Raw genomic sequence first — 21,010 nt, forward strand, 5'->3', positions numbered from 1 at the left:
CTGGCACCGGGCCTCCCGTGTCGTCGCGTGGTGCGACCAGGGCGACGGGTCAGTCGACCGCGAGGGCCTCGGTCGGCGGGACGCGCATCGCGCGCCGCACCGGCGCGATGGTGGCGACGACCGCCAGGACCAGCGCGCCGATCACCACGATGCCGATGGTCAGCGGCGGCAGCACCGGCGCCACGGGCGTCCCGAGCGAGCCGAGCAGCGTCTGCCCGCCGACCCAGCCGTACAGCGTGCCGAGTGCGAGCCCCGAGACGACGGCCGCGACGACCATCTGCACGGCCTCGGTCACGATCATCCGTCGGACCTGTGCACCGGTCAGGCCGAGCACCCGCAGCAGCCCGAGTTCGCGTCGACGCTGGAGCACCCCGAGCGCCAGGGCGTTCACGACCCCGACGGCGGCGATCACGGCGGAGAACCCGACGACCACGCTGACGACGGCGTTGATCTGCACGAAGAGGTCGCGCTGCGCCTCGATCATCTGCGGGGTGGCGCTCCCCGCGCTCATGGCGCGCATCTCGGTCTCGAGCACGTGCTGCATGATGCCGAGCGCGACCGCGAAGGTGACGAGCAGGGTGACGCCGATGACGAGCCCGATGGTCGCCCGCGAGGACCGTCCCGGCGCCCGCATCGCGTTCCGTCCGGCGAGCAGGACGACGGGGTCGTGCGAGCCGATGCGGCCGATGAGCTGCAGCACCGGCGGCATCACGATCGTCGCCCCCACGGCGACCCCCGCGAAGGACACGAACCCGCCGAGCGCCGCCGGCAGGACCGCGATCGGGGTCAGCGAGCTCACCGCGAGCCCGAGCAGCATCAGCACCGCGCCGCCGGCCATGAGCACGATCGCCCAGACCTTGCGGGCCGTACCGGACCGGACGTCGTCGTGGCTCGGCTCGACGGACGACGACAGCGCTTCGAGCGGTGTGACGGTGAGCACGCGGCGCGACCCGGCGGCGAAGGCCCCCCAGGTGGCGAGGACGACGGCCACGACCGGCAGGACGAGCTCCCACGGCACGTACGTGTAGTCGGCCTCGGGCAGGACCCCGTTGCCCCGCAGGACGATGACGAACAGGGCCGAGAGCGCGGTCCCCACGACGGCGCCGACGACCCCGCCGAGCACACCGACCACCAGGCCGGTGCGCGTGATCCGCGCCCGCAAGGTCGCACCGGTCGCGCCGACCAACCGCTGCAGGGCGATGATCCGGGTCTGCCCGGCGATCAGGGTGGCGCAGGTGTTCGCGGTGACGATCGCGCCGACGTAGAGCGCGATGCCGAGGAACAGCCACCCGACCACCGACAGGATCGCCTTGATCGGGCCGAGGTCGGCGACCCCGGCGGCTCGGAGCGCCTCGGTCACGATCCCCGGTGCGATGACGAGGGCGGAACCGAACATGGTGCCGAGGGCGGCGACCAGGACGGTGGGGGCGAAGGAGCGGACGCCGTTCACGCTGCTGCCTCCATCCCGAGCATCGTCGTGGAGATCGCGCCGGCGTCCATCGCGGGGCGGTCGGCGACGATCCGGCCGTCGGCCAGGAACAGGATGCGGTCGGCGTTCGCGGCTGCCACCGGGTCGTGCGTGACCATGACGACGCTCTGCCCCCACTCCTGGACGGCACCGCGGAGGATCGCGAGCACGTCGCGCCCCGTGCGGGAGTCGAGCGCGCCGGTCGGTTCGTCGGCGACGACCACCGCCGGTCGCGATGCGAGCGCCCGTGCGATGGCGACGCGCTGCTGCTGCCCGCCGGAGAGCTGGTGCGGACGATGGGTCAGCCGGTTGCCGAGCCCGAGCATCTCGACCAGCCGGTCGATCCAGGCGGTCTCCTCGTGCGAGGGCTTGTGCCCACCGAGCAGGAACGGCAGCCGGATGTTCTCGCTGACGTCGAGCGTCGGGACGAGGTTGAACGACTGGAACACGAAGCCCAGCCGACGACGACGCAGCTCGGTGAGGTCCTTGTCGCCCAGGGCTGTGATGTCGACGCCGTCGATCTGGATCCGGCCGGTGGACACGGCGTCGAGGCCGGCCGCGACGTGCATGAGCGTCGACTTGCCGGACCCGGACGGGCCCATCACCGCGGTGAACTCCCCCGCGCCGATGTCGACGCTGACGTCGTCGAGCGCGGTCACACGTCGGGCGTCGTCGCCGTAGTGCTTGGACACGTGGTCGAGGCGGATGATCGGGGCGTGGCTCGTGGTCATGCATCCACGATGGCGGTCAGCGGCCCTGTCCCGCGTCGCCCGCTCGGCTCCTGTGGATCGTCCGCTCGGCTCGGTTGCCTGTGGAGGGGTCATCCCCGCGGATGACCCGGGGTCAGTCGGCCTTGGTGACGAGCCCGTGTTCGTGGGCGAAGACGACGAGCCGCACCCGGTCGCGGAGTTCGAGCTTCGTCAGGACCCGCGAGATGTGCGTCTTCACGGTCGCCTCACTGACGTACTCGTGCTGGGCGATCTCGCTGTTGCTGAACCCCCGGGCGGCCAGGTCGAAGATCTCGCGCTCACGCGGGGTGAGGTCGGCGAAGGCCGCGGGGACGGCGGCGGCGCGGCCGACCGAGTCGTCGTACCGTCGCAGGAGCTCCCGCGTGGCCGACGCGGCGAACACCGCGGTGCCGGCGTGCACGGTCCGGACCGCCGCGAGCAGGAACTCGGGGTCGGCGTCCTTGAGCACGAAGCCACTCGCACCGGCGCGGATGGCCTTGGCAGCGGCCTCGTCGAAGTCGAACGTGGTCAGCACGAGGACCTTCGCGCCGTCGGTGCCCGACTGCTCGACGATGTGACCGGTCGCCGTGATGCCGTCCATCACGGGCATCCGGACGTCCATCAGCACCACGTCGGGACGGGTCCGCCGGACGAGTTCGACCCCCTCGGCACCGTCGCCCGCCTCGCCCACGAACCGCAGGTCGGGCTGCGAGTCGATGAGCATCCGGATGCCGGTGCGGAACAGCGCCTGGTCGTCGACGAGGGCGACGCGGATCGAGTGCTCGTCGGTCGGGATCGTGGTCATCGGGCGGTGCGCTCCTGCTCGGTCGGGGTGATCCGGCCACGGGGCATCTGCCCACTGGCCGGGACGGTCGGCATCCGGACGGCGACCGCGAAGTCGTCTCCTCGGGCCCCGGCGGTCATGGTGCCGCCGGTCATCACGGCGCGCTCGCGCATGCCGACCAGGCCGTGGCCCGTGCCGGGGCCGCGGACGCCGTCGTCGGCACGACGGTTCACGACGGCGATCTCGACGGTGTCCGGCCGGTAGGTCAGGGCGGCACGCACCGGGCTGCCGGGCTCTCCGTGCTTGTACGCGTTCGTCAGGCTCTCCTGCACGATCCGGTAGACCGCAAGTTGCGTGGTGGTGGGCAGCCCGGCGGGGTCGCCCTCGCGTTCCACCCGCACGTCGAGCCCGAGCTGCCGCATCTCGTCGATGAGCCGGTCGATGTCGTCGATCTCGGGCGTCGGCGCGGTCCCCTGCTCGTGCCGGAGCGCGCCGAGGAGTTCGCGCACGTCACCGAGGGCTCGCCGGGCCGTGGACGAGATGGTGCTGAGGGCCTGGTCGGCCACCGCGGGGTCGGCCTTCAGGGCGTACCGGGCACCGTCGGACTGCGCGATGACGACCGCGAGCGAGTGCGCGACGATGTCGTGCATGTCGCGGGCGATCCGCACGCGCTCCTGCTCGACCGCGACGGCCCGGTCGGCCCGCGCGGCGTCACGCTCCGCGAGCAGCTGGGCCTCGCGACTCATGCTCGCCGAACGACGGGTCCGGACCACGAGTCCGGCGAGCCACGGCAGCAGCAGCAGGAGCAGGACGACGGCGAAGAACGAGAGTGTGACCTGCAGGGACTCCTGCAGCGGCGTGGAGGCGGTCTCGTAGGTGAGCCGGTTCTGGTAGTCGTCGAAGCCCATGTACGCCGCCGCGGCGACGGACCCGACGATCGCCGACACGAGCCCGGCCAGCCGCACACGGCGGCTGCCGCACGCACTCGTCGTGTACATGACGCCGGCGATGAACGCGTTCGACACGTCCGGCACCTGCAGGGTGACCATCTCGAAGACCGCGAACACCCACGCAACGGCCAGGGCGAGCCCGGGTGACAGGCGCCGGAGTGCCAGGGCGGCGGTCATCCCGACGACGGTGACCACGGACAACGGCCCGTCGATCCCGCGCCCGCTGGCGACCAGCACGAGGCCGCCGAGCAGCACGGCGATCAGCAGGTCGGTGATGACCTGCGCGCGCAGCATGGGACGGAACACCCGTCCACGGTACGGCGGGCCGCTCGTCCCCGCGTCCCTCGCCCGGATGACCCGGGGTGCGAACGGCGGACGGTCAGAAGCCGAGGCGTCCGAGCTGCTTCGGGTCACGCTGCCACTCCTTGGCCACCTTCACGCGGATGTTCAGGTAGACGTGCCGGCCCCCGAGCAGCGACTCGATCTCGACGCGGGCCCGCGAACCGACGTCCTTCAGGCGCTCGCCCTTGTGTCCGATGACGATCGCCTTCTGGCTGTCCCGCTCGACGAACAGGTTCGCGAAGATGCGCAGGGGGCCGTCGGCGTCCTCGTCGGCGTCGGGCTCGACGATGTCCTCGATGACCACGGCGAGCGAGTGCGGCAGCTCGTCGCGGACGCCCTCGAGCGCGGCTTCGCGGATGAGCTCCCCGATGCGCTCCTCGTCGGTCTCCTCGGTCACGGCGCTCGAGTCGTACAGCTGCGGCGACTCGGGCAGCAGGCTCGTGACGACGCCCAGCAGGTCTTCGAGCTGCATGCCCCGGGTGCCCGAGGTCGGCACCACAGCGTCCCAGTCGCGGAGCTTCGAGACGGCCAGCAGCTGCTCACCGACGCGGTCCTTCGAGGCGCTGTCGATCTTCGTGACGATCGCGATCTTCTTGGCGCGCGGGTACTGGTCGAGCGTGTCGTTGATGAACCGGTCGCCGGGACCGACGGGCTCGTTCGCCGGCACGCAGAACCCGATCACGTCGACGTCGCCGAGGGTGGACTGCACGAGGTCGTTGAGCCGTTCGCCGAGCAGGGTGCGCGGACGGTGCACGCCCGGGGTGTCGACGATGATCACCTGGCCGTCGGGCCGGTGCACGATCCCGCGGATGGCGCGCCGGGTGGTCTGCGGCTTCGACGAGGTGATGGCGACCTTCTCGCCCACCAGGGCGTTGGTCAGCGTCGACTTGCCGACGTTCGGACGGCCGACGAACGAGACGAAGCCCGCGCGGTAGGGCTTCTCCGAGCCGGCCTGGGTGGTGTCGGGGTCGGTCATGCGTGCGTGGTTCCCGTCGTGGTGGGTTCGGCGTCGTCGAAGGCGTCCTCGACGTCGGCCAGGGCGTGGGTGCGCTCGGCGAGCACGGTGATGAGGTGGCGGCGCTTGCCCTCGACCCGGTCGGCGGTCAGGACGACCCCGGACACGGTGACGGTGTCGCCGGAGACCGCCAGGTGTCCGAGCTCCTTGGTGAGCAGGCCACCGGCGGTGTCGACGTCGTCGTCGTCGAGCTCGATGCCGAACAGGTCGCCGAGCTCGTCGATCGGCAGTCGGGCGGAGATCCGCCAGATGCCCGGTTCGACCTCGGTCCGGTCGACGACGGCGCGGTCGTACTCGTCGGAGATGTCCCCGACGAGCTCTTCGATGAGGTCCTCCATGGTCACGAGCCCGGCGACTCCGCCGTACTCGTCGACCACCAGCACCAGGTGGTTCTTGGCGACCTGCATGTGCCGCAGGGTGTCGTCGGCGTGCTTCGACTCCGGCACGAACTCGGCGGGCCGCAGCAGCCGGCTGACCCGCTCGCTGCGGGACGCCGGTCGTTCGTACAGCGACCGCGCGACGTCGCGCAGGTAGAGCACGCCCCGCACGTCGTCGCTGTCCTTGCCCGTCACCGGCATCCGGGACACTCCGGCGGCCAGGAACTGCTCCATGGCCGCGGCCAGCGTCTCTGCGCCGTCGACGGTGAGCATGTCCGTGCGGGGCACCATGACCTCGCGTACCAGGGTGTCGCTGAACTCGAACACCGAGTGGATGAGTTCGCGGTCCTCGTCCTCGAGCACGTTGCTCTCGGTGGCCTCGTCGACGAGCGAGAGCAGCTGCTCCTCGCTCGACACGGTGGAGGCGCTCCGGCCGCGGCCGGGGGTGACCCGGTCGCCGATCCGGACGAGCAGCCCGGCCAGCGGACCGAGCACGATGCGGACCCCACGGACGATGCCGCCGGTCGCACCGATCAGCCGCTCGGCGTGGGCGCGTCCGACGCTGCGGGGGCTCGACCCGACCAGGACGAACGACACCGCGGTCATGATCGCGGCGGAGAGCACGAGTGCGAGCCACCAGCTGTCGAAGGCGCGCACGAGGGCGATCGTCACGAGCACCGCGGCCGCGGTCTCGGCGAGGACGCGGAAGAAGTTCAGCGCGTTGACGTGCGCCCCGACGTCGTCCGCGATCGCCTCGATGGCGCGGCGGCGCTTGTTGCCCCTGGCGATCTCCTCGAGGTCGGCACGGGAGAGCACCGAGAGCGCGGCGTCGCTCGCGGCGAGGAGCCCGCCGAGCACGACGAGCCCCAGCGCCACCGCGAGGAGTCCGGCGACGACGACCACCGGCTACCGCCCTCGGTGCTGGGCGGCGAAGGCGGTCAGGATCTCGCCCTGGATGCCGAACATCTCGGCCTTCTCGTCGGGCTCGGCGTGGTCGAAGCCGAGCAGGTGCAGGATGCCGTGGCAGGTGAGCAGCAGCATCTCGTCGGTGCTCGAGTGCCCGGCGGTCTTCGCCTGCTCCTCGGCCACCTGCGGGCAGAGCACGATGTCGCCCAGCAGCCCGGCCGGCGTGGGATCGTCCTCGGTGCCGGGACGCAGCTCGTCCATCGGGAAGCTCAGGACGTCCGTCGGTCCGGGCTCGTCCATCCACCGGACGTGCAGCTGCTCCATCGCACCCTCGTCGACCAGCACGATCGCGAGCTCGGCATCGGCGTGGACGTGCATCGCGTCCAGGGCGAACGCGGCGAGCCGCTGGATCGCGGCCTCGTCCACCTCGACGCCGGACTCGTTGTTGAGCTCGATGCTCACCGGGTGCCTCCTCGGGCGTCGTTCTGGGGGTACGGGGGTCGTGCGCGATCCTGCGGCGGGCGCCCCCGGCGTTCGGCGCGGTTCGCTCCGTCGGGGTTGCCGACCGGGGCGGTGCCACGGCCACCGGGACGCTGCCCGGCCTGCTCGGCGAGGCGCTCCTCGTCGTAGACCGTGTACGCGTCGACGATCCGGCCGACGAGGGTGTGGCGGACCACGTCCTCGCTGCCGAGACGGGCGAAGTGGATGTCCTCGACCTGGTCGAGGATGCGGGTCACGAGCCGGAGACCGGAGACGTTGCCCGGCAGGTCGACCTGGGTGATGTCGCCCGTGATGACCATCTTCGAGCCGAACCCGAGCCGGGTCAGGAACATCTTCATCTGCTCGGGCGTGGTGTTCTGCGCCTCGTCGAGCACCACGAAGGAGTCGTTGAGGGTCCGGCCGCGCATGTACGCCAGCGGGGCGACCTCAACGGTGCCTGCCGCCAGGAGCTTCGGGACCAGCTCCGGGTCCATCATCTCGTTGAGCGCGTCGTACAGCGGGCGCAGGTACGGGTCGATCTTGTCGGTCAGCGTGCCCGGCAGGAAGCCGAGCCGCTCGCCGGCCTCGACCGCGGGACGGGTGAGGATGATCCGGTTGACCTCGCGCCGCTGCAGTGCCTGCACGGCCTTGGCCATCGCCAGGTACGTCTTGCCGGTACCGGCCGGACCGATGCCGAACGTGATGGTGTGCTCGTCGATCGCGTCGACGTAGGCACGCTGCCCGTCCGTCTTCGGGCGGACGGACTTGCCACGGCTCGACACGATCGGGGTGCCGAAGGTGTCGGACGGCTTGCGGTCGTCGTCGAGGATCCGTGCCGACATCGGGATGTCGGCCGGGCCGATCTCCTGCCCGCGCCTGACCATGCCGACGAGCTCGTCGACGAGCGCCTTCGCGCGGGCGACGTCGCGCTCGGGCCCGGTCAGCGTGACCTCGTTGCCACGGACGACGACCCGGACGCCCGGGTACTGGCGCTCGACCGTCTTGAGCAGACGGTCCTGGGGGCCGAGCAGCTGCACCATGGCGATGCCGTCGACCTGGAGCGAGACCGAGACGGGTTCGTCGTCGGCGGCGGTGGGCTGTACTGGTTCGTTAACCGGCAAGGGTGCCTTCCTGCAGTTCACCTGCGAGTACGTGCGCGTGCACGTGGAACACGGTCTGACCGGCGGCTTCGCCGGTGTTGAAGACGAGTCGGAACTGGCCGTCGGCGCGCTCGTCGGCGATGCGCTGCGCGGTGGCGACGACGTGGGCCAGCAGGCCGGGGTCGCCCGCTGCGAGTTCGCCGACGTTCGCGTACTGCTCGGTCTTGGGGACGACGAGCACGTGGACGGGAGCCTTCGGGGCGATGTCCTCGATCGCGATCACGCGGTCGTCCTCGGCGACGATGGTCGCCGGGATCTCGCGCGCGATGATCTTGGAGAAGACGCTGGGCGTGCTGCTGCTCATGGCTCCATCGTAGGACGCGCCCGACGGCCTGGTCCGGCTCACCAGCGGCCCAGTCGCGCCTGCAGGACAGCGAGTGCCGCCGGTCCGGCGGTGGACGTGCGGAGCACGCTGTCACCGAGTCGGACCCGCACGGCACCCGCGGCCTCGAGCCGGTCGAGCTCCGCGCCGTCGATGCCGCCTTCGGGACCGACGACGAGTGCGATGTCCTCGGCGTCCGTCGGGGGTTCCCAGGTGGCGAGTCGCACGGTCGCGGTCGGGTCGAGCAGGACGAGGGCGGTCCCCTCCCCGAGCGCGGACACGAGCTGTCCGGTCGTCACCAGCGGCGCGACGACGGGCACGCGCGGACGGATCGCCTGCTTCGCGGCCTCGTGCGCGATCGATGCCCACCGGGCACGGCCCTTCTCGACCTTCGCGCCGTCCCACCGGGAGACGCTGCGCGCGGCCGACCACGGCACGACCCGGTCGACGCCGATCTCGGTCGCCGCCTGCACCGCCATCTCGTCACGGCCGCCCTTCGCCAGGGCCTGCACGAGGGTCAGCGACGGGCGCGGTGCATCCTGGTGCTCGACGGTCTGGACCGCGAGCTCCAGCGTGTCCTTGCCGAGCGTGGTGACCGGCCCGGACACCACGGTGCCCCGACCGTCGGCGATCCGCAGGACCTCGCCGACCCGGACGCGCGCGACGGAGACCGCGTGCCGGCCCTCGGCGCCGTCGAGCGACACCGGGTCACCGACGGCGACGCCGTCCAGCGAGTCGACGAGGTACAGCGACGCCATCAGTGGTTGAAGAACCGGTCGCGGAGCTTGCCGAACATGCCCTGCTGGAACCGGGCGAGCTGCGGGGCGGTGGTCTTGTGCGACTTCGCGAGCTGCTCGACCAGCTGTCGTTCCTTGTGGGACAGCTTGGTCGGGGTGACGACCTGCACGCCGACCCGCAGGTCACCGCGGCCGTTCCCGCGCAGCTTCGTGATGCCACGGTCCTTGATGACGAGGACGTCGGCGCTCTGCACGCCGGGCCGGATCTCGAGCTCGACCGGACCGTCGAGGCCGTCGATCGTGGTGGTCGTGCCGAGGACGGCGTCGGTCATGCCGACCTCGAGCGTCGCCAGCAGGTCGTCGCCGTCACGGCTGAAGACGTCGTCGTGGCGTACACGGATCTCGAGGTACAGGTCGCCGGACGGACCGCCGGCCGGACCGACCTCGCCCTGGCCGGGCATCTGCAGGCGCAGGCCGGAGTCGACGCCCGCGGGGACGTCCACCGGCACGGTGCGACGTGCGCGGACGCGGCCCTGACCCTGGCAGGTCGGGCAGGGGCTCGGGATGACGGTGCCGTACCCGCGGCAGGTGCCGCACGGGGCGCTCGTCACCACGTTGCCCAGGAGCGAACGGACCTGGCGCTGGATGTGCCCGGAGCCGCCGCAGATGTCGCACGTGCGCGGGCTGGTGCCCGGTGCGCAGCAGGAGCCGTGGCAGGTCTCGCACAGCACCGCCGTGTCGACCTCGACGTCCTTGTGGGTGCCGAAGACGACCTCGTCGAGGTCGACCTCGATGCGGAGCAGGGCGTCCTGGCCGCGCTCGGCACGGCTGCGCGGGCCCGAGCCACGGCCGCCGCCACCGCCGCCGCCGAAGAAGGCGTCGAAGATGTCGCTGAAGCCGCCGGCACCACCGCCGAACGGGCTGTCGGCCTGCGGGCCGGCGTCGTACCGGCGCCGCTGCTCGGGGTCGCTCAGCACGTCGTACGCGTGCGTCACGTCCTTGAAGCGCTCGGCGGCGTCGGGTGCCGGGTTCACGTCCGGGTGGAGCTCACGCGCCAGGCGGCGGTAGGCCTTCTTGATGTCGGCATCGGAGGCGTCTCGCTGGACGCCGAGGACGTCGTAGTGGTCTGCCACGTATCCCTCAGTCGGTTGGGTTCGGTCGGTTGGTCAGTGTTCGCCCAGGAGCTTGGACAGGTAGCGGGCGACGGCGCGGACGGCCGCCATGTTCGTGCCGTAGTCCATGCGGGTCGGTCCGAGGACGCCCAGGCGGGCCACCTCGCCACCGGCCAGGTAGCCGCCGGCGACGATGCTCGTGGCGTCGAGCCCGTACTCGGCGTTCTCGACGCCGATGCTGGCCGCCACCGCGATGTCGTCCACCTGCATCTCCCCGAACAACCGGAGCAGGGTGACTTGTTCCTCGATCGCTTCGAGCACCGGGAAGAGGCCGCCGGAGAAGTCCTGCTCGCTCTTCGCCAGGTTCGCCGCACCGGCCATCAGCAGGCGGTCCTGCCGGTTCGCCGCGACCTGCTCGATGAGCGTGGCGACGACGACCCCGCCGAGCGTCTGGGCATCGGGGCGGAGCTGCTGCGGCACGGCTCGGAGCGCGGTCGGGACGTCCTGCAGCAGGAGCCCCACGGTCGCGCCGTTCACCACGGTGCGGAGTTCGCCCAGCGAGTCCTCGTCGAGCGGGACGTCGGTCTCGACCACGCGCTGTTCGACGCGGGCGGTGTCGGTGATGAGCACCACCATCAACCGTGCGTCTCCGAGCCGGACGAGCTCGACGTGCTGCACCCGGGCGCGCACCATCGAGGGGTACTGCACCAGGGCGACCTGGTTGGTGAGCTGGCTGAGCAGCCGGACGGTGCGCCCGAGGACCTCGTCGAGGTCGTTCGGGGCGCCGAGGAAGGTCTCGATGGCGTGCCGCTGCGCGCTGGAGAGCGGACGGGCACCCGCCAGGTGGTCCACGAAGACGCGGTACCCCTTGTCGGTCGGTACCCGGCCGGACGAGGTGTGCGGTGCAGCGATCAGCTGCTCGTCCTCGAGCAGGGCCATGTCGTTGCGGATCGTGGCGGCACTGACCCCGAAGGCGTGTCGCTCGACGATGGTCTTCGACCCGACGGGTTCACGCGACGCCACGTAGTCGCGCACGATGGCCTTGAGGACCTCGAGGCTGCGTTCACTGACCACGAGCGCCTCCTTTCCCGATCGACCTGGCACTCGGACGTGTCGACTGCTGATCCTACGCCCGACCGCTGACGGCCCGGGACTTCCGGGCGGTCGGCCGATACGCTTCCGCCATGACCTACGGACAGCAGCCCGACGGCCCCGGACCCGAGCAGCCCGGCGGCCCGTACGGCCACGGCCCCGGTGGCCCCCAGCAGCCCGGCGGGACCCAGTACCCCGGCGGGCCGCAGTACCCCGCCGGCTACACCCCGCCCCAGCCGATGAGCCCGGAGGACCAGCGCCTGTGGGCCACGCTGACGCACATCGGTGGCATCTTCTTCACCGTCGTCGCGCCGCTCGTCGCCTACCTGGTCCTCCGCGATCGAGGCGGCTTCATCCGGGAGCACACCCGGGTCGCCCTGAACTTCCACATCACGATGGCGATCGCGTACTTCGTCGGTTCGCTCACCTCGGTGTTCGGCGTCGGGTTCCTGATCATCCTCGCCGCTGCGATCGTGTCGCTGATCTTCAGCATCATGGCGGCGGTCGCCGCGAACCAGGGCCAGTTCTACCGCTACCCGCTCTCGATCGAGTTCATCAAGCAGTAGCGGTAGCGGCAGCGGCACGCAGTGCGCACCAAGCAGTGCGCACGCCCCTCAGTCGAGCAGCTCCCGCACCACCGCGTCGGCGAGCAGGCGACCCTGCAGGGTCAGGTCGATCCGTCCCCGCACCGCGGCCGACCCGTCCACGAGTCCGCGTGCGATGAGCCCGGCGACCCGGCCACGGGCCTCCTGGCGGATCTCGCTCGTCGCGAGCTCCCCGCGGACCCGCGCCGCCAGCAGCAGGCGCTCGACGTACCGCGTCTCGTCGTCGATGGTCTCGCGGCCGGCGGCCGGCGACTCCCCCGACAGCACCCGGTTCGCGTACGCGGCCGGGTGCTTGACGTTCCACCAGCGCGTGCCGGCGACGGCGGAGTGCGCGCCGGGGCCGACACCCCACCAGTCGTGGCCCTTCCAGTAGGACAGGTTGTGACGACTCGCGTGCGCGTCACCGCGCGCCCAGTTCGACACCTCGTACCAGGAGTAGCCGGCGTCCCCGAGCACCTGGTCGGCGAGCTCGTACATGTCGGCGGCCAGGTCGTCGTCGGGGGCGGGGAGCTCGCCGCGGGCGACCATGCGGCCCATCGCGGTGCCGTCCTCGACGATGAGCGAGTACGCCGACACGTGGTCGGGCGCGCAGGCGATCGCGGCGTCGAGCGAGGTCCGCCAGTCGGCGAGGGACTCCCCCGGCGTCGAGTAGATGAGGTCGAGCGAGACGTCGAGTCCCTGCTGCTTCGCGAGGTCGACGACGACGGGGACCCGGAGCGGGTCGTGCGTGCGGTCGAGCGTGGCGAGCACGTGCGGCACGGCGGACTGCATGCCGTAGCTGATCCGGTTGAAGCCGCCGGCCCGCAGGGTCTCGAGCGACGCCGCGTCGACCGAGTCCGGGTTCGCCTCGGTGGTGACCTCGGCCCCGGGCAGGATGCCCCAGGTGTCGTCGATCGCACGGAGGATCATCGCCAGGTCGGACGCCGGCAGCATGGTCGGGGTGCCGCCGCCGAAGAAGACGGTCGACACCGGCCGCCGCGGCACACCGGAACGATCGAGCACGGTCGCGGCCCACTCGATCTCGCGCACGGCGTGCCCGGCGTAGTCGTCGCGACGGACGCCGCGGAGCTCCGACGCCGTGTAGGTGTTGAAGTCGCAGTAGCCGCAGCGCACGCGGCAGAACGGCACGTGCACGTACACGCCGAAGGGCACGTCACCGGCGGCGGGACCAGCCCCCGGCCCGGCAGCGGAGCCCGCTGCCGCCCACGGGGTGATCAGGCCGTCTGCTGGTGCTGGATCGGCGATCGGGAGAGCACTCGGCATGGAGTCCATTGTCCGTCATGATGGGAGCCATGGAGCACCATCCCGTCCCCACCACGGTCCTGTGGGACATCGACGGCACCCTCGTGATGAACGCGTCGTCCCCGGGCAACCTCTACCACCTCGCCCTCGAGCGGGCGGTGGGCCGCGACCTCACCCTGCGGGTCGGGCACCAGCACGGTCGGACCGACGCCGGGCTCATCGCCGAGCACGTGCGCGCCCACGCGTTCGAGGACACCCTGATCCCCTCGGTCAGCCGGCACCTGCACGACCTGACCGCCGAACGGCACGCCTCCGGCGACCACCGCAGCCCCGTCCCCGGGGCGAAGGCGCTCCTGACCCGCTTCGCCGAGCTCGGGTGGCGCAACGGGCTGCTCACCGGCAACTCCGAGTACCGCGCCCGGGTGAAGCTCACCGGCGCCGGGTTCGACCCCGACGTCTTCGACTGGGAGCACTCGTACTTCGGGGACACCGAGGTCGAGCGGGCCGGGGTCACCCTGCGCGCCGCCGCGGAACTGGTCGGCACCCGGGCGGTCATCGTCGGCGACACCCCGCGCGACGGCGAGGCCGCGGACGCCGCGGGCATCCCCTTCCTGGCCGTGGCGACGGGTGTCTACGACGTCGATGCGCTGCGGCACACGAACGCCGTGACCGTCGCACGCGACTGCCAGCAGGACGCCGCCCTCATCGAGGATGCGATCGCCGCGCTCCCACCGCTCCGCTGAGGAGCGAGAGCGAGCGGCCGCCAGCGACCCAGAGCGACCGCCAGCGACCGCGAGTGACCGCCAGCGACCGCGACGCCTAGTCGCCCCGCAGCGCCGCCAGGTACTTCTCCGCCATGACCTTCTGCTGCCGCCGCACGAACGGCGCCACGAAGCGCCACTTCCGGCTCGCCGGCTGCGAGAACTGCCGGACCTGCAGCCACACCGAGCCGTCCGGGGTGCGCTCGACGACGAACGACTCCTCGCCGGAGAGCGGGTGCCCCTCGAGCGTGCCGTAGGCGAACCCCTTGCGGTCGTGCTCGTCGATGATCGACACGACGCGCACCGGTGCCAGCACGGTCTGCCCGAACGCGTGGATCGTCAGCGTCGCGCTGGTGCCCGCCGTCAGCAGCGGAGTGCCGTCGGGGGCGAACTTCTCGACCCGGGGCGTCCCGATGGACGCCGGCGCGATCGGCACACCGTCGTCGTCGAAGGTCACCGGGTTGTACCGGACCTCGTCGTCGTCGGGCTGCTCCTCGACGCGCACGCGGACACCGCTGCGCTCCTGGATCTGCCACGTCAGCGCCTGCACGACAGCGGTCTCGAACCGCTGGTCGCCGTGTCCGATCCGCGCGCGCGACTCGGCCGGCGTGAAGCCGTCCGGCGGGTAGGTCATGAGGTCCGACGCCTGGGTCGCCCCCACCGCGCCGTACGTCAGGGCGGTCCGGTAGCTCCCGCGGATGCTCATGCCGCCATGCTACTTGGGCGGGCCGCCCCGGATCGAACCGATCCGTGCTCACCTCCGCCTGGTCGGCCCACCCGCCGTGCACCCCGAACTGGAGGCCCGACAACCGTCCGCCCCGCGGCTATCGTCAGCAGGTGCCCCGCCCCACCCCCGCCCGCCCGCGGTCCGTCGACCGACGGACCATCGTCCTCGCCGCGCTCACGCTCGTCGCGTTCGGCGTGGCGGCGACCGCCCGGGTGCTGGTGGACGTGACGACCTCGGCTGCGGCGTCGCCCGCCCGGTACGCCTCCGCTGCGATCGCCCCCGAGTCGTGGAGCGGCTTCGACACCGCGAACGTCATCGCCGCCGTCGGAGCGAGCTGCGCCGGCGCCGGGGTGCTGCTGTTCGGTGCTGCGCTGGTGTCGGCGGTGCGGCGTGATCGCGGCCACCGGCTGGCACTGGCTCTCGCGGTCGTGACGCTCGCGATGGTGGTCGGCGCCGTGGTCGCCGGGGTGGCCTCCGGCGAGCAGACCGACTTCGACGCGGCTGCCCACTGGGCCATCCTGCGGACCGCACTGGCGGGACTGGCCGCAGCGAGCCTCCCGGCCCTCTGCCTGGCCGCCCTGCGGGCGCGCGCCCGCCGGACCGGCTGACCGCGCACCGGGCTTTCGCGCTCACCGACAGATCACGGCGGTCGCAGTGCGTGAGCTGTCGCTCAGCGCGAAACGCGCTGCGCGCCCGGCGCTACTTCTTCTTCTCTTCGACGTCGCCGGAGAGCGCCGCGATGAAGGCTTCCTGCGGGACCTCGACCCGACCGATGGTCTTCATGCGCTTCTTGCCCTCCTTCTGCTTCTCGAGGAGCTTGCGCTTGCGGGTGATGTCACCGCCGTAGCACTTCGCCAGGACGTCCTTGCGCATCGCGCGGATGCTCTCGCGGGCGATGATGCGGGCCCCGATGGCGGCCTGGATCGGCACCTCGAACTGCTGGCGCGGGATCAGCTTGCGGAGCCGCTCGGTCATGAGCGTGCCGTAGGCGTACGCCTTGTCTCGGTGCACGATCGCACTGAAGGCGTCGACCTGGTCGCCCTGCAGCAGGATGTCGACCTTGACGAGGTCGGCGGCCTGGTCGCCGGTGGGCTCGTAGTCGAGCGACGCGTAGCCCTGGGTCTTGCTCTTCAGCTGGTCGAAGAAGTCGAAGACGATCTCGCCGAGGGGCATCTCGTAGCGGATCTCGACGCGGTCCTCGCCGAGGTACTCCATGCCGAGCAGGGAGCCGCGGCGCTGCTGGCAGAGCTCCATGATCGCGCCGACGTAGTCCTTCGGGGCCAGGATCGCGGCGCGGACCATCGGCTCGCGGACCTCGACGATGCGCCCGGTCGGGAACTCCGAGGGGTTCGTGACCTCGGTCACGGCGTTGTCCTCGGTCGTGACCTCGTAGATGACGCTCGGGGCCGTGGTGATGAGGTCGAGGCCGAACTCGCGGGACAGCCGCTCGGTGATGATCTCGAGGTGCAGCAGTCCGAGGAACCCGCAGCGGAACCCGAAGCCGAGCGCGACCGAGGTCTCCGGCTCGTAGACCAGTGCGGCGTCGGAGAGCTTGAGCTTGTCGAGCGCCTCGCGGAGCACCGGGTAGTCGCTGCCGTCGATCGGGTACAGGCCCGAGAACACCATCGGCTTCGGGTCCGTGTAGCCGGGCAGCGCCTGGGTCGCGGGCTTCTGCGCGCTCGTGACGGTGTCGCCGACCTTGGACTGGCGGACGTCCTTCACACCGGTGATCAGGTAGCCCACCTCGCCGACGGACAGCCCCTTCGTGGGCTTCGGCTCCGGGCTCGAGACCCCGATCTCCAGGATCTCGTGCGTCGACTTGGTCGACATCATCTGGACCTTCTCGCGGGGCGAGATGGTGCCGTCGATCATGCGGACGTAGGTGACGACGCCGCGGTAGCTGTCGTAGACCGAGTCGAAGATCATCGCGCGGGGCGCCGCTTCGGCATCGCCGACGGGGGCCGGAACACGACGGACGACCAGGTCGAGGAGCTCCGGCACCCCGACGCCGGTCTTGCCGGACACCCGGAGGACGTCCTCGGGCTTGCCACCGATGAGCTGTGCGAGCTCGGCGGCGTACTTGTCCGGTTCGGCCGCCGGGAGGTCGATCTTGTTGAGGACCGGGATGATCTCGAGGTCGTTCTCGAGCGCCAGGTACAGGTTCGCGAGCGTCTGCGCCTCGATGCCCTGGGCGGCGTCGACGAGCAGGATCGCGCCCTCGCAGGCGGCCAGGGAGCGCGAGACCTCGTACGAGAAGTCGACGTGCCCGGGGGTGTCGATCATGTTCAGCGCGAAGGTCTCACCGTCGAGTTCCCACGGCATGCGCACGGCCTGCGACTTGATCGTGATGCCGCGCTCGCGCTCGATGTCCATGCGGTCGAGGTACTGCGCACGCATCGCGCGGTCCTCTACGATGCCGGTGATCGACAGCATGCGGTCGGCCAGCGTCGACTTGCCGTGGTCGATGTGCGCGATGATGCAGAAGTTGCGGATCGCGTCGGCCGGGGTCGCTGCGGGCTCCAGCGGTGCGGATGCTTGTGGGCTCACGGTTCCTCAGGTGGGTCGGACGGTCGCAACAGTCTCCCACGCTTCACCCGACCTGGAGGCACGGCGCGCGTCCGCCACGCACGGTGCGCGTCCGGTGCGCGTTCGGTGCGCCCTCGCGCCGGCGTGCTGGACCCCGCACGGTGCGAGGGCGGCAGGGCCGTGCGCAGTTGACCGCCCGGTGACCGGATGCTGCGCGGCACGGGGCGAGCAGCCTCGCACCAGGTGGAGGACCACGCACCGTGCGCCGTCCTGCCGACCGGCACCGGGCCTCCTGGCCGTGTGGACCGCGCGTCAGACGGTCGCGTGCGCCGGAGCCGGCAGGGCACCGAGGCCGTGCCGGAGGTCGTCCGCGGTGGCTGCGAGGCAGACGCGGATCCAGCCCTCGCCGGTGCGTCCGAAGGCGCTGCCCGGTGCGACGGCGACCCGCTCGCGCTGCAGGAACCCGAGCGCCCACTCGGCGATGTCCCCGTCGGAGGCGTGCGACATGTCGACCCACAGGTAGAACGCCCCGCGCGGGTCGAGGTACCGGATGCCGGCGGCGTCGAGCGTCTCCTTCGCGACCTCGAGATTCGCGCGGTAGTGCTCCCGGGCGTCGCGCACCGCGGAGTGGTCCCCCACGATCGCCGCGAGGGCCGCGTACTGGTCGGGTTCGGCGACGCAGCTGATCATGGCCTCCTGCGTGGTCCGCATCGTCGCGCCAAGCCCCTTCGGCGTGACGAGGTAGCCGACGCGGACGCCGGTCATCGCGTACGTCTTGCTGAGCGAGAACGCCGAGAACACGCGGTCGTCCTCGTCGAGCGCCGCCAGGCTGACGTGCCGGGTGCCGTAGGTGAAGTACTCGTAGACCTCGTCGCTGATGACCCAGAGGTCGTGCCGCTTCGCGAAGGCCAGCAGCGCGCGCAGGGTCTCCTCGCCGAAGACCGAGCCGAGCGGGTTCGACGGCGAGTTGACGACGATCACCCGGGTGCGTTCGGTGACGCTCGCCTCGAGGGCCTGCAGGTCGGGTTCGAACCCGTGCTGCGGCTCCAGCCGGTACGGCACCGGGGTCGCCCCGATGATGTGGGCGTTCATCGTGAAGGTCGTGTAGCCGGGGTCCGGCACGAGCACCTCGTCGCCCGGGCTCAGCGTCAGCGTCATCGCCTGGAACAGCGCCTGCGTCGCACCGATCGTCATCCAGATCTGCTCGAGGTCGGCCTCGATCCGGTTCTCACGGCGGAGCTTGTCGCGGACGGCTTCGCGGAGGGGCGCGATCCCGCCGTTCGGGGTGTAGCCGGTGCGGTCCTCGGTCCAGGCACGACGGGCCGCCTCACCGATGTGCGGCGCCACCGGGACGTCCGGCTCGCCGATCACGAGCATCGTGACGTCCGTGCCGCTCGACTGCAGCAGGGCTGCCTGCTCGAAGACCCTCCGGATGCCGGAGGCGGGCACGGTGTCGATGCGCGGTGCGAGGGAGGGCATGTCCGTCACGGTATCCGGTGCGTGTTGCCGTGGGGTTTCGGCGCGGTCGGCCGCGGGCTTCCGCCGATCCGGCGGTGTTTCGTGCTTTGGTGGCAGCCCGCTTGCCTGGTAGTGTTGGTGGCTGGCTTCCGCGTTCCCCGCCCACGGGTGGAACGCGATGCGACCAAGGGCCCCTCTACCCTGCGGTCGCGCCCACCCGTACGAGACGAGCAGGAGCAATTCATGGCGAACATCAAGTCGCAGATCAAGCGCATCAAGACCAACCTCAAGGCCACCGAGCGCAACAAGGCCTACAAGTCGGAGCTCAAGACGCACATCCGTCGTGCCAACGACGCCGTCGCCGCCGGCGACAAGGACAAGGCCGTTGCTGCCCTGGCCCTCGCGTCGAAGAAGCTCGACAAGGCCGTGAGCAAGGGTGTCATCCACAAGAACCAGGCCGCGAACCGCAAGTCGGCCATCGCGAAGAAGGTCTCGTCGCTCTGACGTCCTGACCCTTCTGGTCCGAAGGCCCCGCACCGTTGGTGCGGGGCCTTCGTCGTGCGTGGGGCTTTTGGTTCGGTGTGGTGGTCGGCGTGGGGCTTTGGGTTCGCTTCGTGAGCAGAAACGGTCGGGTCGCGAGGGTGCACCCGACCATTTGTGCTCACGAAGTGCCGGCCGACCGGCGCTGGACAGCCGGGAGGCCCGACTCGCCTCAGCGGGGTTCGCCGCGTCGGGCGATGGTGCGGACCATGACCTCGAGCGCGTAGTGCGCGTCGCGCGAGCCACCCTTCACCGCGGTGTCCGCCTCGGCGATGCTGATGATCGCGTTGGCCAGCCCGGACTCGCTCCAGCCGGCGACGTCACGCTGCGCGCGCTGCACCTGCCACGGCGCCATGCCGAGCGCCGAGGCCGCCTGCCCGCTCGGACCCCGGAAGGCGCTGACCTTCGCCATCGTGCGGATCTTGCTCGCGAACGCGGCGACGATCGGCACGGGTGCCTCGCCGGTGGCCAGGGCGTGCCGCAGCTCGACGATCGCCGGTGCCGACCGGCCCGCGAGCGCGATGTCGGCGACCTTGAACGCGTTCGTCTCGACGCGACCGCCGTAGTACTTGTCGACGACCTTGTCGGTGATCTCCTCGGCCTCGTCCGCCAGGAGCTGTCGGCAGGCGGCGGCGAGTTCGGCGAGGTCGTCGGCGAACGCGGTCACCAGGGTCCGGACGGCGGAGGGCGCGATCCGGCGGCGTGCGGCGCGGAACTCGGCGTTCACGAAGTCGATGCGGTCGGTCTCGCGCTTGAGCTCGTCGCACAGCACCTCGACCCCGCCGCCGACACCGCTGCGGATCGTGTCGAGGAGCTTCTTGCCGCGCACACCACCCCCGTGCCGGAGCACCAGGGTGACGTCGTCGGCGGGGGCTTGCAGGTACGAGATCGTCTCGGTGATGAAGGCGTCGGTGCACTTCTCGACGTTCGTGACCTGCACGAGTCGCGGCTCGCCGAACAGCGACGGGCTGGCGAGTGTCGCGAGGAGCCCGGGGGCGTACTGGTCGGCTTCGAGGTCGTGCACCTCGAGTGCTGGGTCCTCGCCCTGCAGCAGGTCCTTCAGCACACCGCGGGCGCGGTCGGCGAGGAACGCTTCGGGCCCCGTGATGAGCACGACGGGCGCCGGACGGATCCCCGACCAGGGCACCTGGTCGATCTTCGCTGCGGCGCGCGCGGGCTTCTTGGCGGCCATGTGGTCCTTCCGGTGGTGCCGGCCCGGACGGTGCCGGGTCGAGTGGTGCACCGTCGATCCTACGGGCGGCCGCCGACGACGAGCGCTCCGTCCACACCCGCACCTCGTCGCTGCCGGACCGGGCGAGCACCACGGTGCCGAGCTCGTCGGTGCGGAGCGGCAGCGTGCCCGCGGCCTCGAGCATGCCGAGGGCCGATTCCGTCGGGTGTCCGTAGCTGTTGTCCGCGCCGACCCCGATGAGCCCGACCCGCGCGGCGAGCCCTCGGTAGAGCTGCGGGTCCTGGTCCGCCGAGCCGTGGTGCGCCACCTTCACGACGTCGATCGGCCCCACCGGCAGCTCCCCGGCGTTCCGGAGCCGACGCTGCGACGACTCCCCCAGGTCGCCGAGGAAGACCCCGGTCAGGCAGGCCGGACAGGAGTCTCCGTCCACCGGCCCCGTGACCAGCACGATGCTCGCGTCGTTGCCGGCGGCACGGTCGCCGACCA

21 protein-coding genes are annotated in these 21,010 nt (G+C 71.4%); 4 read left to right on the plus strand and 17 right to left on the minus strand.

Translation table 11 applies throughout. From position 1 onward, the window contains the following. Positions 1–49: 49 nt before the first annotated feature. From BIU91_RS12380 to hrcA, 12 genes are all read right to left on the minus strand, one after another. Entirely contained in the window at positions 50–1,450 is a 1,401-nt protein-coding gene (locus BIU91_RS12380; RefSeq protein ID WP_071405700.1) for an ABC transporter permease, read from the minus strand. Next, complete coding sequence (locus BIU91_RS12385) at positions 1,447–2,199, minus strand: ABC transporter ATP-binding protein (protein ID WP_071405701.1); 753 nt, start codon at positions 2,197–2,199, stop codon at positions 1,447–1,449. Before BIU91_RS12385 ends, BIU91_RS12380 begins: the two co-directional genes overlap by 4 nt. A 112-nt stretch (positions 2,200–2,311) precedes the next feature. Further along, positions 2,312–3,001 carry a response regulator transcription factor gene (locus BIU91_RS12390; RefSeq protein WP_035808237.1) on the minus strand — a complete coding sequence of 230 codons (690 nt, stop codon included), beginning with the start codon at positions 2,999–3,001 and terminating at the stop codon, positions 2,312–2,314. Continuing rightward, on the minus strand, positions 2,998–4,236 hold the full coding sequence (locus tag BIU91_RS12395) for a histidine kinase (RefSeq protein WP_216099669.1): 1,239 nt from the start codon (positions 4,234–4,236) through the stop codon (positions 2,998–3,000). Before BIU91_RS12395 ends, BIU91_RS12390 begins: the two co-directional genes overlap by 4 nt. Positions 4,237–4,309: 73 nt before the next feature. Further along, positions 4,310–5,248, minus strand: coding sequence for a GTPase Era (era, locus tag BIU91_RS12400; RefSeq protein WP_071405703.1), 939 nt, complete (start codon positions 5,246–5,248; stop codon positions 4,310–4,312). Further along, positions 5,245–6,567, minus strand: a complete 1,323-nt coding sequence (locus BIU91_RS12405) for a hemolysin family protein (protein WP_071405704.1) — start codon at positions 6,565–6,567, stop codon at positions 5,245–5,247. The genes era and BIU91_RS12405 overlap by 4 nt, the downstream gene beginning before the upstream one ends. A gap of 3 nt (positions 6,568–6,570) precedes the next feature. Beyond that, positions 6,571–7,032, minus strand: a complete 462-nt coding sequence (gene ybeY / locus BIU91_RS12410) for an rRNA maturation RNase YbeY (RefSeq protein WP_017886675.1) — start codon at positions 7,030–7,032, stop codon at positions 6,571–6,573. Beyond that, complete coding sequence (locus BIU91_RS12415; RefSeq protein ID WP_239001512.1) at positions 7,029–8,090, minus strand: PhoH family protein; 1,062 nt, start codon at positions 8,088–8,090, stop codon at positions 7,029–7,031. Before BIU91_RS12415 ends, ybeY begins: the two co-directional genes overlap by 4 nt. A gap of 70 nt (positions 8,091–8,160) precedes the next feature. Further along, a complete protein-coding gene (locus BIU91_RS12420) occupies positions 8,161–8,514 on the minus strand; it encodes a histidine triad nucleotide-binding protein (RefSeq protein WP_071405706.1) in 354 nt (117 codons plus the stop codon). Positions 8,515–8,552: 38 nt separating this feature from the next. Then, positions 8,553–9,290 carry a 16S rRNA (uracil(1498)-N(3))-methyltransferase gene (locus BIU91_RS12425; protein WP_071405707.1) on the minus strand — a complete coding sequence of 246 codons (738 nt, stop codon included), beginning with the start codon at positions 9,288–9,290 and terminating at the stop codon, positions 8,553–8,555. After that, on the minus strand, positions 9,290–10,402 hold the full coding sequence (dnaJ, locus tag BIU91_RS12430) for a molecular chaperone DnaJ (protein ID WP_017886671.1): 1,113 nt from the start codon (positions 10,400–10,402) through the stop codon (positions 9,290–9,292). The genes BIU91_RS12425 and dnaJ overlap by 1 nt, the downstream gene beginning before the upstream one ends. Before the next feature lie 33 nt (positions 10,403–10,435). Continuing rightward, positions 10,436–11,455 carry a heat-inducible transcriptional repressor HrcA gene (gene hrcA, locus BIU91_RS12435; protein WP_027465308.1) on the minus strand — a complete coding sequence of 340 codons (1,020 nt, stop codon included), beginning with the start codon at positions 11,453–11,455 and terminating at the stop codon, positions 10,436–10,438. Between the two features lie 110 nt (positions 11,456–11,565). On the opposite strand from hrcA, the gene BIU91_RS12440 reads away from it, so the two are divergent. Further along, positions 11,566–12,039: a DUF4870 domain-containing protein gene (locus BIU91_RS12440; RefSeq protein WP_309146906.1), complete on the plus strand. Its 474-nt coding sequence runs from the start codon at positions 11,566–11,568 to the stop codon at positions 12,037–12,039. A gap of 48 nt (positions 12,040–12,087) precedes the next feature. Here BIU91_RS12440 and hemW read toward each other — a convergent pair whose 3' ends face one another. Continuing rightward, on the minus strand, positions 12,088–13,341 hold the full coding sequence (hemW, locus tag BIU91_RS12445) for a radical SAM family heme chaperone HemW (protein ID WP_071405723.1): 1,254 nt from the start codon (positions 13,339–13,341) through the stop codon (positions 12,088–12,090). 29 nt (positions 13,342–13,370) lie between these two features. Here hemW and BIU91_RS12450 point away from each other — a divergent pair, with 29 nt between their 5' ends. Beyond that, positions 13,371–14,063: an HAD family hydrolase gene (locus BIU91_RS12450; protein ID WP_071405708.1), complete on the plus strand. Its 693-nt coding sequence runs from the start codon at positions 13,371–13,373 to the stop codon at positions 14,061–14,063. A 76-nt stretch (positions 14,064–14,139) separates the two neighbouring features. Here the strand turns inward: BIU91_RS12450 and BIU91_RS12455 are convergent, their stop codons facing one another. After that, entirely contained in the window at positions 14,140–14,787 is a 648-nt protein-coding gene (locus BIU91_RS12455) for a DUF1990 family protein (protein ID WP_035808235.1), read from the minus strand. Between the two features lie 131 nt (positions 14,788–14,918). Between BIU91_RS12455 and BIU91_RS18555 the strand changes: the two genes are divergently transcribed. Next, a complete protein-coding gene (locus BIU91_RS18555; protein ID WP_071405709.1) occupies positions 14,919–15,416 on the plus strand; it encodes a hypothetical protein in 498 nt (165 codons plus the stop codon). Between the two features lie 91 nt (positions 15,417–15,507). Here the strand turns inward: BIU91_RS18555 and lepA are convergent, their stop codons facing one another. Together lepA and BIU91_RS12470 are read right to left on the minus strand one after the other, a co-directional pair. Further along, complete coding sequence (gene lepA / locus BIU91_RS12465) at positions 15,508–17,355, minus strand: translation elongation factor 4 (protein WP_017886664.1); 1,848 nt, start codon at positions 17,353–17,355, stop codon at positions 15,508–15,510. Positions 17,356–17,646: 291 nt separating this feature from the next. Then, positions 17,647–18,813 (minus strand): aminotransferase class I/II-fold pyridoxal phosphate-dependent enzyme, encoded by a 1,167-nt coding sequence (locus BIU91_RS12470; RefSeq protein WP_071405724.1) that lies wholly within the window; start codon positions 18,811–18,813, stop codon positions 17,647–17,649. 222 nt (positions 18,814–19,035) lie between these two features. Here BIU91_RS12470 and rpsT point away from each other — a divergent pair, with 222 nt between their 5' ends. Next, positions 19,036–19,296 (plus strand): 30S ribosomal protein S20, encoded by a 261-nt coding sequence (gene rpsT / locus BIU91_RS12475; RefSeq protein ID WP_017886662.1) that lies wholly within the window; start codon positions 19,036–19,038, stop codon positions 19,294–19,296. Between the two features lie 208 nt (positions 19,297–19,504). Here rpsT and holA read toward each other — a convergent pair whose 3' ends face one another. Continuing rightward, positions 19,505–20,524 (minus strand): DNA polymerase III subunit delta, encoded by a 1,020-nt coding sequence (holA, locus tag BIU91_RS12480; protein ID WP_027465301.1) that lies wholly within the window; start codon positions 20,522–20,524, stop codon positions 19,505–19,507. Positions 20,525–21,010 lie beyond the last annotated feature (486 nt).

This window comes from Curtobacterium sp. MMLR14_002 (assembly GCF_001864975.1).
GTDB classification, from domain to species: domain Bacteria; phylum Actinomycetota; class Actinomycetes; order Actinomycetales; family Microbacteriaceae; genus Curtobacterium; species Curtobacterium flaccumfaciens.

Excerpts from the sequence above, each read along its gene's own strand:
- era (WP_071405703.1), bottom strand. The coding sequence starts at position 5,248 with ATGACCGACCCCGACACCACCCAGGCCGGCTCGGAGAAGCCCTACCGC.
- BIU91_RS12470 (WP_071405724.1), bottom strand. The coding sequence starts at position 18,813 with ATGCCCTCCCTCGCACCGCGCATCGACACCGTGCCCGCCTCCGGCATC.
- BIU91_RS12450 (WP_071405708.1), top strand. The coding sequence starts at position 13,371 with ATGGAGCACCATCCCGTCCCCACCACGGTCCTGTGGGACATCGACGGC.
- holA (WP_027465301.1), bottom strand. The coding sequence starts at position 20,524 with ATGGCCGCCAAGAAGCCCGCGCGCGCCGCAGCGAAGATCGACCAGGTG.
- rpsT (WP_017886662.1), top strand. The coding sequence starts at position 19,036 with ATGGCGAACATCAAGTCGCAGATCAAGCGCATCAAGACCAACCTCAAG.
- BIU91_RS12415 (WP_239001512.1), bottom strand. The coding sequence starts at position 8,090 with ATGGTGCAGCTGCTCGGCCCCCAGGACCGTCTGCTCAAGACGGTCGAG.
- BIU91_RS12385 (WP_071405701.1), bottom strand. The coding sequence starts at position 2,199 with ATGACCACGAGCCACGCCCCGATCATCCGCCTCGACCACGTGTCCAAG.
- BIU91_RS12455 (WP_035808235.1), bottom strand. The coding sequence starts at position 14,787 with ATGAGCATCCGCGGGAGCTACCGGACCGCCCTGACGTACGGCGCGGTG.
- hemW (WP_071405723.1), bottom strand. The coding sequence starts at position 13,341 with ATGCCGAGTGCTCTCCCGATCGCCGATCCAGCACCAGCAGACGGCCTG.
- BIU91_RS12440 (WP_309146906.1), top strand. The coding sequence starts at position 11,566 with ATGACCTACGGACAGCAGCCCGACGGCCCCGGACCCGAGCAGCCCGGC.
- BIU91_RS12425 (WP_071405707.1), bottom strand. The coding sequence starts at position 9,290 with ATGGCGTCGCTGTACCTCGTCGACTCGCTGGACGGCGTCGCCGTCGGT.
- BIU91_RS12420 (WP_071405706.1), bottom strand. The coding sequence starts at position 8,514 with ATGAGCAGCAGCACGCCCAGCGTCTTCTCCAAGATCATCGCGCGCGAG.
- BIU91_RS12390 (WP_035808237.1), bottom strand. The coding sequence starts at position 3,001 with ATGACCACGATCCCGACCGACGAGCACTCGATCCGCGTCGCCCTCGTC.